This is a genomic window from Kushneria aurantia DSM 21353 (assembly GCF_000382245.1).
In the GTDB taxonomy this organism is placed as follows: domain Bacteria; phylum Pseudomonadota; class Gammaproteobacteria; order Pseudomonadales; family Halomonadaceae; genus Kushneria; species Kushneria aurantia.
Genome location: NZ_KB907881.1, coordinates 1 through 13195, shown reverse-complemented (window position 1 = coordinate 13195; position 13195 = coordinate 1). Strand labels below are relative to the sequence as shown.

At 58.8% G+C, this 13195-nt stretch carries 13 protein-coding genes and 2 pseudogenes; 12 read left to right on the top strand and 3 right to left on the bottom strand.

Annotated elements, in window-relative coordinates:
* The first annotated feature begins 110 nt into the window (after positions 1-110).
* The 3 genes from guaB to H146_RS0113265 all read left to right on the top strand — a co-directional run bounded on the left by guaB (position 111) and on the right by H146_RS0113265 (position 4775).
* Positions 111-1577 carry an IMP dehydrogenase gene (gene guaB / locus H146_RS0113275; RefSeq protein ID WP_019952369.1) on the top strand — a complete coding sequence of 489 codons (1467 nt, stop codon included), beginning with the start codon at positions 111-113 and terminating at the stop codon, positions 1575-1577.
* 94 nt (positions 1578-1671) lie between these two features.
* On the top strand, positions 1672-3246 hold the full coding sequence (guaA, locus tag H146_RS0113270) for a glutamine-hydrolyzing GMP synthase (RefSeq protein ID WP_019952368.1): 1575 nt from the start codon (positions 1672-1674) through the stop codon (positions 3244-3246).
* Between the two features lie 308 nt (positions 3247-3554).
* Entirely contained in the window at positions 3555-4775 is a 1221-nt protein-coding gene (locus H146_RS0113265; RefSeq protein WP_019952367.1) for a tyrosine-type recombinase/integrase, read from the top strand.
* Here H146_RS0113265 and H146_RS19375 read toward each other — a convergent pair.
* Positions 4764-5797 (bottom strand): annotated as a pseudogene (locus tag H146_RS19375) (IS30 family transposase). The gene H146_RS0113265 and the pseudogene H146_RS19375 overlap by 12 nt on opposite strands.
* A 610-nt stretch (positions 5798-6407) precedes the next feature.
* Here H146_RS19375 and H146_RS21465 point away from each other — a divergent pair.
* Entirely contained in the window at positions 6408-6614 is a 207-nt protein-coding gene (locus H146_RS21465; protein ID WP_156826819.1) for a hypothetical protein, read from the top strand.
* Between the two features lie 92 nt (positions 6615-6706).
* On the opposite strand, the gene H146_RS20780 is transcribed toward H146_RS21465, so the two are convergent.
* On the bottom strand, positions 6707-6946 hold the full coding sequence (locus tag H146_RS20780; RefSeq protein WP_156826818.1) for a hypothetical protein: 240 nt from the start codon (positions 6944-6946) through the stop codon (positions 6707-6709).
* Positions 6947-7074: 128 nt separating this feature from the next.
* On the opposite strand from H146_RS20780, the gene H146_RS19365 reads away from it, so the two are divergent.
* The 7 genes from H146_RS19365 (at position 7075) to rpiB (ending at position 12465) form a co-directional block, all read left to right on the top strand.
* Positions 7075-7362, top strand: a complete 288-nt coding sequence (locus H146_RS19365) for a hypothetical protein (RefSeq protein WP_019952364.1) — start codon at positions 7075-7077, stop codon at positions 7360-7362.
* Positions 7363-7500: 138 nt separating this feature from the next.
* Positions 7501-7749, top strand: a complete 249-nt coding sequence (locus tag H146_RS0113240) for a hypothetical protein (protein ID WP_156826817.1) — start codon at positions 7501-7503, stop codon at positions 7747-7749.
* Positions 7750-8370: 621 nt separating this feature from the next.
* Complete coding sequence (locus H146_RS0113235) at positions 8371-9141, top strand: FadR/GntR family transcriptional regulator (RefSeq protein WP_019952362.1); 771 nt, start codon at positions 8371-8373, stop codon at positions 9139-9141.
* Between the two features lie 7 nt (positions 9142-9148).
* Positions 9149-10135, top strand: a complete 987-nt coding sequence (locus tag H146_RS0113230; RefSeq protein WP_026351981.1) for a TRAP transporter substrate-binding protein — start codon at positions 9149-9151, stop codon at positions 10133-10135.
* A gap of 110 nt (positions 10136-10245) precedes the next feature.
* On the top strand, positions 10246-10713 hold the full coding sequence (locus H146_RS0113225) for a TRAP transporter small permease (RefSeq protein WP_019952359.1): 468 nt from the start codon (positions 10246-10248) through the stop codon (positions 10711-10713).
* A 9-nt stretch (positions 10714-10722) separates the two neighbouring features.
* The gene (locus H146_RS0113220) at positions 10723-11997 is read left to right on the top strand and encodes a TRAP transporter large permease (protein ID WP_019952358.1); all 1275 of its coding nucleotides are present in this window, start codon (positions 10723-10725) and stop codon (positions 11995-11997) included.
* Positions 11998-12018: 21 nt separating this feature from the next.
* On the top strand, positions 12019-12465 hold the full coding sequence (gene rpiB / locus H146_RS0113215; RefSeq protein WP_019952357.1) for a ribose 5-phosphate isomerase B: 447 nt from the start codon (positions 12019-12021) through the stop codon (positions 12463-12465).
* 101 nt (positions 12466-12566) lie between these two features.
* Here the strand turns inward: rpiB and H146_RS21460 are convergent, their stop codons facing one another.
* Complete coding sequence (locus H146_RS21460) at positions 12567-12704, bottom strand: hypothetical protein (RefSeq protein WP_019952356.1); 138 nt, start codon at positions 12702-12704, stop codon at positions 12567-12569.
* A 322-nt stretch (positions 12705-13026) separates the two neighbouring features.
* Between H146_RS21460 and H146_RS22180 the strand changes: the two are divergent.
* Positions 13027-13195, top strand: a pseudogene (locus tag H146_RS22180) (IS5/IS1182 family transposase); the annotation flags it as partial.

Here is a 13195-nt window from a genome sequence, read left to right as displayed (position 1 = left end):
CCGAACGGCGCGGTTTTTTGTCTGGAAAAGCGAGGGCCTCGGGCGTTATAATGTGCGATTAATTTCCCGCCGCCGCGCAATAGTACAACCTGTTTCAGTGGACGCCCGTTATGCTGCGTATAGCCCAGGAAGCGCTTACGTTTGACGACGTATTACTCGTTCCCGGTTACTCCGATGTTCTCCCCAAAAACGTCTCCCTCCAGACCCGCCTGACCCACAAGCTCGTGCTCAACATTCCGCTCGTCTCCTCGGCGATGGATACCGTGACCGAAGGTCGGCTGGCGATCGCCATGGCGCAGGAGGGTGGTATCGGCATTGTGCACAAGAGCATGAGCATCAGCGCTCAGGCCGCCGAGGTGCGCAAGGTCAAAAAACACGAGAGCGTGATCGTCAAGGACCCGGTGACCGTCAGCCCGGAGACCAAGCTCAATGACCTGCTGGCGATGGCCGATGAGTACGGCTACTCCGGTTTCCCGGTGGTCGACGGCGATCGCCTGGTGGGCATCGTCACCGGCCGCGACATGCGTTTCCAGCCCAACTACAGCGACTCGGTGTCGGCCATCATGACGCCGCGCGAAAAACTGGTGACCGCCCGCGAGGGCACGCCGCTGGAGGAGATCAAGCGCCAGCTGCAGGAGCACCGCATCGAGAAGATTCTGATCGTCGGCGACGACTTTCAGCTGCGCGGGCTGGTCACCGTGCGCGACATCGAAAAGGCGCGCACCTACCCCAATGCCGCCAAGGACAGCGACGGCCGCCTGCTGGTGGGTGCCGCCGTGGGGACCGGCGAGGAGACCCCGGAGCGCATCCAGGCACTGCATGACGCCGGCGTCGATGTCATCGTCATCGACACCGCTCACGGCCACAGCGCCGGGGTGATCGACCGGGTGCGCTGGACCAAGCAGCACTATCCCGATCTGCAGGTGATCGCCGGCAATATCGCCACCGCCGCCGCCGCCAGGGCGCTGGCCGAGGCGGGGGCGGACGCCGTCAAGGTGGGTATCGGCCCCGGCTCGATCTGCACCACCCGCATTGTGGCAGGCGTTGGCGTGCCACAGATCACCGCGGTGGCCGACGTCGCCGAGGCGCTCAAGCCCTTCGACCTGCCGCTGATCGCCGACGGTGGCATCCGCTTCTCCGGCGATATCGCCAAGGCGATCGTTGCCGGCGCCCACTGCGTGATGGTCGGCGGCCTGCTGGCCGGTACCGAGGAGGCGCCGGGCGAGGTCGAACTCTACCAGGGGCGCACCTACAAGGCGTACCGGGGCATGGGCTCGATGGGCGCCATGTCGCAGACCCAGGGCTCCTCGGACCGTTACTTCCAGGACAAGAACGAGGGCGTCGAGAAGCTGGTGCCGGAGGGCATCGAGGGTCGCGTGCCCTACAAGGGGCTGATGAGCGCCATCGTGCACCAACTGATGGGCGGCGTACGCTCCTCGATGGGCTACACCGGCGCGCACAGCGTCGACGAGATGCGCACCGTGCCGGAGTTCGTGCGCATCACCGGCGCCGGTTTTGCCGAGTCCCACGTGCACGACGTGCAGATCACCAAGGAAGCGCCCAACTACAGGAGTTGATGGCGTCGCTGCCGTCCAACCCCTGTCGGAGCGGGAGGCGAGAGCTTCCCGCTCGCTGTTTTAAAGGCCCAATGCCCGCAAAAAAGAGCTCGCCATGACCGACATTCACGCCCACAAGATCCTGATCCTCGACTTCGGCTCGCAGTACACCCAGCTGATCGCGCGGCGCATCCGCGAGATCGGCGTCTACTCGGAAGTGCGCGCCTTTGACATCACCGAGGCGGAGATTCGCGACTACAACCCCAACGGCATCATCCTCTCCGGCGGGCCGGAGTCGGTTGCCGAGCTGGACTCGCCGCGCGCCCCCGAGTGCGTGTTCACCATGGGCCTGCCGGTACTGGGCATCTGCTACGGCATGCAGACCATGGCGGCGCAGCTGGGCGGCGCCACCGAAGGCTCCGACAAGCGTGAATTCGGCTACGCGCGCATCAGCGTGGCCGGCGAAGACACCCTGCTGGGCGGCATCAAGGATCATATCGGCGAGCGTGGCGACGCCCTGCTGGATGTCTGGATGAGCCATGGCGACAAGGTCGCTCATGTGCCCGAGGGCTTCGCGGTCACCGCCTCCACGGAGAGCTGCCCGATCGCGGCCATGAGCTGCGAGGAACGCCGGCTCTACGCGGTGCAGTTCCATCCGGAAGTGACCCACACCCCCCAGGGGCAGCGCATCCTCGAGCGTTTCGTGGCGGAACTCTGCGGCTGCGAAAAACTCTGGACCCCGGCGCGCATCATCGAGGACCTTGCCGAGCGCGTCCGCGAGCAGGTGGGCGATCGCCACGTGCTGCTCGGCCTCTCCGGCGGCGTCGACTCCTCGGTAGTGGCAGCGCTGCTGCACAAGGCGATCGGCGACCAGCTCACCTGCGTGTTCGTCGACAACGGCCTGCTGCGCAAGGACGAAGGCGCCCAGGTCATGGACACTTTCTCTCAGCACATGGGCGTGCGCGTCATCCGCATCGACGCCGAGGATGAATTCCTCGGCAGGCTCAAGGGCATTGATGATCCGGAGCAGAAGCGCAAGCTGATCGGCAACACCTTCATCGACGTGTTCGACCGCGAAGCGATGAAGATCGACGGCGTCGACTTCCTCGCCCAGGGCACCATCTACCCGGACGTGATCGAATCCGCCGCCAGCAAGACCGGCAAGGCCCACGTGATCAAGTCGCACCACAACGTCGGCGGCCTGCCCGAGACCATGAAGCTCAAGCTGGTCGAACCGCTGCGCGAACTGTTCAAGGACGAAGTGCGCAAGCTCGGCCTCGAACTCGGCCTGCCCTACGACATGGTTTACCGTCATCCCTTCCCGGGACCGGGCCTCGGCGTGCGCATCCTCGGCGAAGTGAAGAAAGAGTACGCCGACATCCTGCGTGAAGCCGACGCCATCTTCATCGAGGAACTGCACAACTTTGAGTGGTACCACAAGACCAGCCAGGCCTTTGCCGTCTTCCTGCCGGTGAAATCGGTCGGCGTGGTCGGCGACGGCCGCCGCTACGAATGGGTCATCGCCCTGCGCGCCGTCGAGACCATCGACTTCATGACCGCACGCTGGGCCCACCTGCCCTACGACTTGCTGGAGAAGGTCTCCGGTCGCATCATCAACGAGATCAGCGGCGTGTCGCGGGTGACCTACGACGTGAGCAGCAAGCCGCCCGCGACGATCGAGTGGGAATGATCACACGTTAGGCACTAGCTGGTACTAACTGGCATTAAATGACACTTAAGCCCATGTTTACATGGGCTTTTTTGTTTTTGTGTCTGGCAGTATTTGGCAACTGATAGCAGCGGGAAGCACCGCTTGAGCGTGGTATCCAAGGTGGTATTATCGAGACATGATGCCATGAGTGATAGCCGATACCATGCTGCTTGATCCTGTGTGTTCATGGTATCAAAATTATTTAACTTACTGTTTTAATTGATCTTATGGCCTGATTTTTGGGTGATCTTTCAGCATGGTATCGGAATCGAAGAAGGATAAGACTCTTGCTGACCGATACCAAGCTGCGCAACCTCAAGCCGAGGGATAAACTCTACAAGGTGAATGACCGGGATGGCCTCTATGTGGCTGCCACCCCTGCCGGTTCCATCTCATTCCGTTACAACTACTCGATCCATGGCAGGCAAGAGACAATCACCTTTGGCCGCTATGGCGTTGGGGGTATCACTCTGGCAGAAGCCCGTGAGCGGCTAGGAGAGGCCAAACGGATGGTCGCAGATGGGAAGTCGCCAGCTAAGGAGAAGGCCCGTGACAAGGCGCGCGTGAAAGGGGCTGAAACCTTTGGTGCCTGGGCGGAAAAGTGGTTACGTGGCTACCAGATGGCCGACTCTACCCGTGATATGCGCCGCTCAGTTTATGCGAGAGAGCTGGAAACGAAATTCGGCAATCAGAAGCTGACAGAAATCACCCACGAAGATTTGCGGGCGCTAACCGACGCCATTGTGGAGCGAGGCGCGCCTGCTACGGCGGTTCATGCGCGCGAGATTGTACTCCAGGTATACCGCTGGGCCACTGAGCGAGGCCAGAAGGTTGAGAATCCGGCAGACCTGGTTAGGCCAGCAAGCATTGCCAGGTTTGAGCCGCGAGATCGAACCCTAACGCCCGAAGAAATCAAGATTATGTACCAGTACATGGGGCGTATTGGTACATCGCCATCGATTCGGGCAGCGGTTAAGCTGCTGTTGTTGACGATGGTTCGTAAAAGCGAGCTGACGAATGCCACCTGGAGTGAGATCAACTTCAGCGAAGCGCTCTGGACGATCCCCAAAGAACGGATGAAGCGGCGAAACCCTCACCTGGTGTTTCTATCCAGGCAGGCCATGGACATCCTCATCGCTTTGAAGACGTTCTCTGGTGGGTCGGAGTATGTTCTGCCGTCGCGTTACGATTCTGACGTACCCATGAGCAGTGCCACGCTGAACCGGGTGATGACGATGACTTACAAGCTGGCCCAGAAGGAAGGGCAGCCCCTTGCCAAATTTGGACCCCATGACCTGAGGCGCACAGCCAGTACCTTGCTCCATGAAGCTGGCTACAACACCGACTGGATAGAGAAATGTCTAGCGCATGAGCAAAAAGGCGTGAGGGCAATCTATAACAAAGCCGAATATCGTGATCAGCGTACAGCGATGTTGCAGGACTGGGCTGATATGATTGATGAATGGGGGCGGATGCAGCCTCTGAATGCAACACCGTTAATGCGTTGATGACGGAGCCTCATGGTACTGCACCATCAGTTCACTCATCATTTCAATGGGACATTTGAAATCGAACCGCTTCCGCGGGCGCATGTTGAGCTCAAGCGCTATCTCATCCAGTTCTTGCTGGCTGTAGACCGATAGATCTGTTCCCCTGGGCAAGTACTGCCGTATGAGCCCATTGATATTGAGGGGGCGGCCATCCGCTTGGCACCTCTTTGCCACGGGCTATGCGGGTCAGCGAAGTAGATCGCCGTGCCGGTTTTCTGCGAGATCTCGGCATGCTTCACCATCTCTCTACCCTGGTCGTAGGTCATGGACAGCCGTAGGGCTCGCGGCACCTCATTGAGCTTATCGCTGAAGCCAACGGCCGCCGCCGTGGCCGTGGTGCCATCCACTTTCGCCAGGATCACCAGGCGTGTGGTGCGCTCCACCAGCGTACCGACAGCGGAGCGATTGTTGGCCCCCATGATGAGGTCGCCCTCCCAGTGGCCAGGCATCAAGAGGTCTTTGATCTCAGGCGGGCGCATGTGGATGCTGACCAAATCGGGAATCTGCTGGCGTCGATCCTTGCCACGACTGCGTGAGCGACGCTTGCCGTTGCCCTGCCGCAGGCAGGCGATGAGCTCTTTCTTGAGACTGCCGCGGGGCATCACGTAGAGCGCGTTGTAGATGGCCTCATGCGAGACCTGCCGATGTGAATCGTTGGGAGACATGCGCTTCAGTGTGCGGGCTATCTGCTGCGGTGACCAGTACTTGCGCAGCAGGTAAACCACCACCTCGAAGAGTTCCCCGTCTGGGTGCAGCCTGGGACGTCGACGTGGCCGATGTCGTGTCAGACGAGCCCGATAGCCGGCCAGGCTGGCATCGTAGCCCTTGATAGGATCGACCGAATGGCGAGCCATTTCTCGCGACACGGTGCTCGGCGCACGCCCCAGATGAGTGGCAATGGCCCGGATCGAGTGCGTGGCTCGCATCATCACGATGGCGGCCCGATCTTCAGCAGAAAGATGGCGATAGCAGTAGTTCATGGCAACACCGTACCTGATGGATCATGTGTTGCACTTGGTCATTGAGACCGCCGTTCCGAGTCCAGCTCAAAGCACTGATGAAGGATTACGACATCAGCGACGCGACGGTCGTCGAGTGGCTGAAACTGGGAATCCTCAATGAAGTACGAGAGTGACGTTGCCAGCTATCTGACTCTACTCTCAATGAAACCTATCCCTGCCTGCTGCGCCTAAACGGCTACGATCATCGTCCAATAAGAAAAATTAGGACCAGTAAATATAGGTAACTCAAGTAACAAGATGAAGACAAGCATTACCCGTCTGTTCCTGAATTACCTAAATCAAAGAAGGTTAAATTAAAGCTGAATAACTCCCATCGACTTTAACTTCATACCGGCTCACTAATGCACTTGAGGGTTTTCTAAAACATTCTTGAGGGTTATAGCCATGCAGACTCGTCTCAAGTTTTTCCTCCCCGCAGTCATCCTCTCAGCCGGTATTTCCACTGCTGCTCAGGCCAGCACCCCAATCGTCGATGAACATCCTTCGATATCCGATCACGGAGGCACTGATATTACCCAGTCTTCCAGTCATTTGCTGGTCGCGTCCAGTGATGGAGGGGATGGTGGAGATGGTGGTGACGGCTCCGCCGGTGGTGATGGTGGCGACGGCGGTGATGGTGCCGGGTCAAGCGGCGGCGATGGGGGCAATGGTGCTGCTGGTGGGGATGGGGGCGATGGCTCATCCGGTGGCAGCGGTAATAGCGACGGCGGCAACGGCAATGGCAGTGGCAACGGCTCGGGCAATGGTAACGGCACCGGGAACGGCAACGGAATAGGTTAACGTTTTCGCCTCGAGCGAACATGGAGACAACGCATGAAGCCTTTGAAAATTGTCATGCTGGGCTTGAGCGCCTGCATTCTGAGTGGCTCAGGCATCGCATTGGCCAGTGACGGCAGCAATACCGATTGCACCTATCTGGATGGTTCCGCCGGTCAGGATGGTGCCAATGGGACCGTCGACTGCCCGGATGGTGGCCATGGTGGCGACGGTCAGGCGGGTCAGGATGGCGGCGATGGTGGTGATGGTGGTGACGGCGCCAATGGCGGGGATGGCGGCGACGGTGGTAACGGTGGCGCCGCTGCTGACGGCAAGGATGGCTAAAACCATGAAAAAACCAACGCTCCCCTGGCAAGGTTTGCTGATAGTTCCACTGGTGGCCCTTTCAGTCCTGCCCGCAGTGTCGCAGGCCGATCCTGCGCCACACACCACGATTACCCTGGCGGCCAACGGAGGTAATGGCGGCAATGGCGGGGCTGGTGATGCGGGCGGTGACGGTGGCGATGGCGGTGATGCCGGCTCCGGCAGCAATGCCGATGGTGGCAATGGCGGCAACGGTGGCGATAGCGGTGCCTCTGGTGCTGGCAGTGGCGGCGGCAGCGCTGGCGACGGTGCTGATGGCGGTGACGGTGGCGACGGTGGTTCAGGAGACGGGGCCAGCGGGGGCGATGGTGGCAATGGTGGTGACGGCGGGAATGGCGGTAGCTCAACGGGGTGACAACGATCACGGGAGTCGGCAATCATGATCTTGAAGGTGTCAAAAAAGCAGCTGTTGTCAGCGTCCTTGCTGGCCGTATCTCTTCACATGGCACCAGCGCTTCTGGCGCCAGTGCTGGATGCCGGAAGTTCACAAGCTCATGCCAGTGATGGGGGGAGTGGAGGAGATGCCAGCGGCAGTGGCAATGGAGGTAATGGCGGCGATGCCGGGGCCGGCAGCAACGGGGATGGTGGTGATGGCGGCAACGGCGGTAGCGGAGGCGGCAACGGGGGTAATGGTGGTAACGGCAGTGGGTCGGGTGACGGAGGTGACGGCGGCGATGCTGGACCCGGAGGTGAAGGTGGTCAGGGCGGTTCCGGCGGCCCGGATGGAGGACAGGACGGGAGTGACGGCAGCGACGGATGATCCTCGTTGACGTACCAACCCTGAATGGCCCCTGATGGGGCCATTCTCATTGGCAGGCTTTCAAGGGCAATGTCCACCGAGGCTGCTGTGCGGCATCAGCATATGCCACCCGGACAGGCCTGCCTTATATCGGCACATCGTAGTGTATGGAACGTTTTAGATAACGCGCCAGAATAATCGCGGTCGAACGTTGGCGCCTCAATACCACTGCCCTGCAGGAAGTGTTTCACGTTACGGCAGTCCCACATTTGCGCGACACTGCAGCGCCAGACCGGCGCCGATTAGCAGCGCCCGCTCCCTTTTGCTGGTTTCTCTCTACGACCCCGATCGGCGTAGCATTATGCTGAAACTCCTCGCTCAGATCGGTCACGTGCGCCAAAATCGATAGCCCGTGTTATGTGAGAAAGGGTGTCGAGACCAAGGCTCGGCTCTCGGTGGCATCAACAACACGCTAAAGAGGTAAGACCAGTAATGACGACTAAAGTCCAATTGTGGCGATAAATGAATCGCCTTAGCTTTATTCCATGGTCGAAAGGGGAGATTTTTATTTAAAGCTTTTGTTTGTAGCCCCTTTAAAAATAATTTTTCGATTAAAGAAGCACGCTAATTGGTAAGACCAGTGGAGAGATAAATGGCTGAGTGGGCAGACGAAGAAGGCAACGACACACCACGCGGTGCTGAAAAGGTGTTTGGTTATTTTCGCGATCAGATTCTGTCAGGTGCTCTGGCGCCCGATGATCGGTTGCCCAGTGAGCGGGAGCTGGCACTGTCGCTGGGGGTAGGGCGGCCGCTGCTGCGCGAAGTGATGCGTTCGCTGGACATGCTGGGCGTGCTGGATATTCGCCACGGCAAAGGCGCCTTCGTGGCGCGTGCCAATTTTGGAATGTTGTCGGACTTTTTCACCCTGTACCTGGCTCAGGAAAAAAGCGCGCTGGATGACGTGATGCAGGCGCGTATCGCCATTGAATGTCAGGCCATTCGGCTGGCCTGTGACAGAGCCACGGATGCCGATATTTCCTGCATCGAGACATGTTTCACGCAATTGACGCAGACCGTGGACGACCCGGAGCGTGGCGGTCTCTCGGACTACGAGTTTCATATCGCCATTGTGGAGGCGAGTCACAGCAAAACGTTGATCGCGCTCTACCACGCCATCTCCACGATGCTGTTGAAAAGCCACGTCGAGCGGCGCAGAACAACGGCCAACTCGCCCGAGATCGTCGAAAGCCATATCGACTCCCACCGCCAGGTCTTTCTCGCCATCGTTGAAGGCGACGGCGAGATGGCGCATCAACGGCTCCGCGAACACTTCGCCATCGGTGATGAACTGCGTCGGCGAAGCATCATTGCCGCTCATCGAAAGAGTGGCTCCAGCATTTGCTCAATCGATAATGAAAAGTGAGGCGCATATGTTTACTAAAATCGGTATGGGGTTGGCGATGGCAGTACTGTCGCTGGGTCTGAGTACCTCTGCATTGGCTGAAACCTTGCGCTATGCCCACGTGGGGGCAGAAGGTGATCTACAGACTCGATACGCTTCGGAGGCGGCACAAGCCATCCAGGAGGCCACCGATGGCAACATTAATGTCCAGGTTTTTCCTGCCAGCCAGTTGGGCGGGGTGGCGGAAATGGTGGATGGCGTCCGTATGGGCTCCATTGATCTAGGCCATCATGATTTTGCTTCGTTGGCGAGAGTCGTGCCAGAGGCCGCCGTATTCAATGCGCCTTATATCTATCGCAACGCTGAGCACGCCCTGCATGCTACCGCGCCGGATTCGCCGGCAGTACAAAAAATCAATCAGCAGCTTATCGAGAAGGGTGGCGTACGGATTATTGGCAGAATTTATCGAGGTAAACGCCATATTTCCTCTAATTTTGCGGTCAAATCTCCTGATGACCTCTCCAGAGAGCCTTTCCGCGCTGTGCCGCTGGATCTCTGGGTCTCCATGGTCAAGGGGTTTGGGGCTACTCCGACGCCAGTCGCGGTCTCGGAGCTGCCCACGGCACTGATGACCGGGCTGGTGGTCGGCCAGGAAAACCCGCTGACCATGATCAATGCCAACCAACTCTATGAAGTCCAGTCGCATGTGTCGCTTACCGGCCACATGGATTCGGTGCTGGCGATCTTCATGAACGAGCGCAAGTGGCAGTCGCTGGAGGAATCGGACCGACAGGCCATTGAAACGGTGCTTGATGACAAGGCCGAGCAGTCGCTGCAGTGGGCGCAGACATCAGAGAGCGAACTGATCCAGACCCTGCAGGACAAGGGCATGACCATTCTTGGCGAAGAAGATGGTTTGGATGTGGCCGCCTTCCGCGACCAGGTGCGGGCGCAGATCGACAAGGACTTCCCGGACTTCAAGCCCTATATCGAGATGATCGCCGAGGTCGAGTAATCGATCGCCATGAGCCACCATATCCGTGGCTCACGGCTCACGATAAAAGCGTCGCTAACAAATAGTGGCGCACGGCAGGCGGTGAAATCGTCGCGAAAGGAGAAGCGGGCATGCATCTGATCAGGCGGCTGCTGGAAGGAATATGTGCCCTGTTGCTGGCCGGCATAGTGCTGGTGCCACTGCTCCAGGTCGTTTTACGGGAAGTCTTCGTCAGCCCGATGGTGGGGGCGGAAGAGTTTACCCGCTTTCTGCTGGTCTGCCTGGTGTTCATGGCCTATCCGCTGGTGGTCGACAACGGCGAGAACATTGTCATGACCGAGCTGCGCGAATCACTGCCGACGGCGCTACGCAAACCGTTGAAGCTGTTGATTGTGGTTTGCGCGATCCTGACCAGCGGTTTTATCGCCTATGCCACGTTCATGACGGTGCAGACCAATCTTGGCAATACCACACCGACGCTCAAGATTCCCTTCTGGCTGTTTTTGGGATCGACCCTGCTGGGGTTTAGTGGCGCGTGCCTGCTGCATCTGGTTCACGGTGTTCACCCGCCTGCCTCGGAAGTCGGACCCAACCAATAAGGGGGAATCATGGGTATTGCCTTGATCATCGGCTTTCTGGCCCTGTTCGTTCTCGGTTTTCCGGTCGTTTATTCCATTCTGATTCCCTCCATTGGCTATGTCCTGATCGAAGGCTTTCCCAATGGGTTATTGGCTCAGCGCATCACCTACGCGCTCGACAGCTTTCCGCTGGTCGCCGTGCCGATTTTCATCTTTGTGGGCAACATCATGAATCTGGCCGGCGTCACGGAGCGTATCTTTCGGTTTGCTGACACGCTGGTCGGACGCGTACCGGGCGGGCTGGCTCAGGTGAATATCTTCTCCAGTCTGATCTTTTCAGGCATGTCCGGGGCGGCGCTGGCCGATGTCGGTGGGCTGGGCAAGATCGAGATCGAGGCCATGCGCAAGCGCGGATTTTCAGCACCATTTGCCGGTGCCATCACGGCTTCTTCGGCGGTGGTGGGCCCCATCTTTCCGCCCAGCATTCCGTTGATCGTCTATGGCTCGGTGACCAGTGTCTCAATCGTGCAGCTGTTGATTGCGGGCATCGTTCCGGCCCTGATCTGTATTGCGCTGCTGATGATCACGGCGGCCATTCTGGCGCTGCGTCACAATATGCCGCGGGCGCCACGCCGACCCACTCTGGGCGAGATCACTGCATCGCTGATGCCGGCACTGCCGGCACTTCTGGCACCGGTACTCATGATCGCCGGGATGATGAGTGGCCTGTTCACGCCGACCGAAGCGGCGGCAGTAACCGCCGGCTATGTCCTGTTGATCAGTGGGCTGGTGTATCGCGAATTGACCTGGGCACACCTCTGGAGCGCCATGATGGTTACCTTGCGCAGCACCAGCGCCATTCTGATCATTGTGGCCGCCGCCTCGCTGTTTGGCTGGATTCTGGCCGTTGAACAGATTCCGCAGGCCTTCGCCGGCTGGATACTTCAGGTTTCGAAGGACCCGTTGATGCTGCTGCTGATCGCCAATCTGATTTTCTTTGTGGTCGGCATGTTTCTGGATTCCACGACGGCTACGCTGCTGGTCGTTCCCGTGATCGCACCGCCGATGGTGCTGGCGGGGGTGGATCCCGTGCATCTGGGTATCGTGGCGATCTTCAATCTGATGATCGGTCTTTTGACACCGCCCATGGGGCTCTCCCTGTATCTGATTGCCTCCATTGCCAGAATTTCCCTGCGTCAGCTACTTTGGGCACTGCTTCCCTTTTATATACCATTGCTGACCACCCTGGCGATCATCACGTTTGCCTCGGACCTGGTGCTCTGGCTGCCCGGCATGCTTCGCTAAACAAACCCCAGGAGTAAACCAATGAAGATAGTGATTGGCTCGGACCACGCAGGCTATCGGCTCAAGGCGTCAGTGGTGGCCTTTGTTGAATCGCTTGGGCATGAGGTGATCGACGTGGGTTCACATGACGACGTCCCGGTGGATTTTCCAGACATCGCGAAAGCACTGACGAGCAAAGTGACGAGTTGCGAGGCCTCCCGAGGGCTGATGGTGTGTGGCACCGGCGTGGGGGCTGCCATTGCCGCCAACAAGGTCAGGGGCATCCGCGCAGCGGTGTGCCACGATATCCACTCGGCCCATCAGTGTGTCGAACATGACGACGTCAACGTGATGTGCATCGGGGCACAGATCGTCGGTTCCTGGCTGGCCAACGACTTGATCAAAGCCTACCTGGATGCCGAGTTTTCCACGGACGAAGCGTTTCGTCGGCGCGTGGAAAAGCTGCACGCCATGGAAAATGATGGGTAGTGGCGTCAAATGGAGAGTGACAAGGCGACCTCTTGTTAATCGTGCGCTCCATTAGCATTTTGGGTGAGAGCGTTTTCCCATGTCTCATGTGACCTACGGTGTCAGCAGCAAGGGCGGGAAAGGTATTCCGTGGCGGAATGCTGAAAATCGAGTGCCCCGATCCGGTCCGACCCCGACTCGAGCAGATAGCCGAGTTCGGTGATGTCGCCGGTTTCGGTCTCGGCGGCGCTGGCGCTCATCAGACGACTCTGCGGCCCCGGGCGTCGGGTGAGCCGTTACACAGGCAGACGGCCATTGACAGGTCGGTGGCCGGTTAGATCAGGCCGCGACGCAGCGCAAGTATTCGGTCGCCGACATCGAACAGAGTGACGCCAACGAGTGCGGCTACCTCGAAAGCGGTGCCGACCTCACAACCCGCTTCATCGCCACTCCGTCGATTTGAGTAATTAGTCGGTCCTGAAAAACCAAAAATCACCGTGAAATCATGATTATGCGCCTGGATGATGCTCCCTTTTCGGCGTAAAATCTGGTCTATCCTCGCCAAAATCGTGAGAAATCGACATGACTCCCCGCGATCAGCGCCAGAATCCACAGCGTGACCTGCTCAACATCTACCTTGATGACGTCATCAACATGCGCCACGAGTTGGTGCAAATGAGTCAGAGAATCGACTGGTCCGATTGCGAGAACATTTTTGCATCAGACTACACCAGCAACAACGGTAGACCCG

Coding starts and splice junctions, on each gene's coding strand:
- rpiB (WP_019952357.1), top strand. CDS start 12,019: ATGAAGATAGTGATTGGCTCGGACCACGCAGGCTATCGGCTCAAGGCG.
- guaA (WP_019952368.1), top strand. CDS start 1,672: ATGACCGACATTCACGCCCACAAGATCCTGATCCTCGACTTCGGCTCG.
- H146_RS19365 (WP_019952364.1), top strand. CDS start 7,075: ATGGCGGCAATGGCGGGGCTGGTGATGCGGGCGGTGACGGTGGCGATG.
- H146_RS21465 (WP_156826819.1), top strand. CDS start 6,408: ATGGTGGTGACGGCTCCGCCGGTGGTGATGGTGGCGACGGCGGTGATG.
- H146_RS20780 (WP_156826818.1), bottom strand. CDS start 6,946: ATGGTTTTAGCCATCCTTGCCGTCAGCAGCGGCGCCACCGTTACCACC.
- H146_RS0113235 (WP_019952362.1), top strand. CDS start 8,371: ATGGCTGAGTGGGCAGACGAAGAAGGCAACGACACACCACGCGGTGCT.
- H146_RS0113230 (WP_026351981.1), top strand. CDS start 9,149: ATGTTTACTAAAATCGGTATGGGGTTGGCGATGGCAGTACTGTCGCTG.
- H146_RS0113225 (WP_019952359.1), top strand. CDS start 10,246: ATGCATCTGATCAGGCGGCTGCTGGAAGGAATATGTGCCCTGTTGCTG.
- guaB (WP_019952369.1), top strand. CDS start 111: ATGCTGCGTATAGCCCAGGAAGCGCTTACGTTTGACGACGTATTACTC.
- H146_RS0113240 (WP_156826817.1), top strand. CDS start 7,501: ATGCCAGCGGCAGTGGCAATGGAGGTAATGGCGGCGATGCCGGGGCCG.
- H146_RS21460 (WP_019952356.1), bottom strand. CDS start 12,704: ATGAGCGCCAGCGCCGCCGAGACCGAAACCGGCGACATCACCGAACTC.
- H146_RS0113220 (WP_019952358.1), top strand. CDS start 10,723: ATGGGTATTGCCTTGATCATCGGCTTTCTGGCCCTGTTCGTTCTCGGT.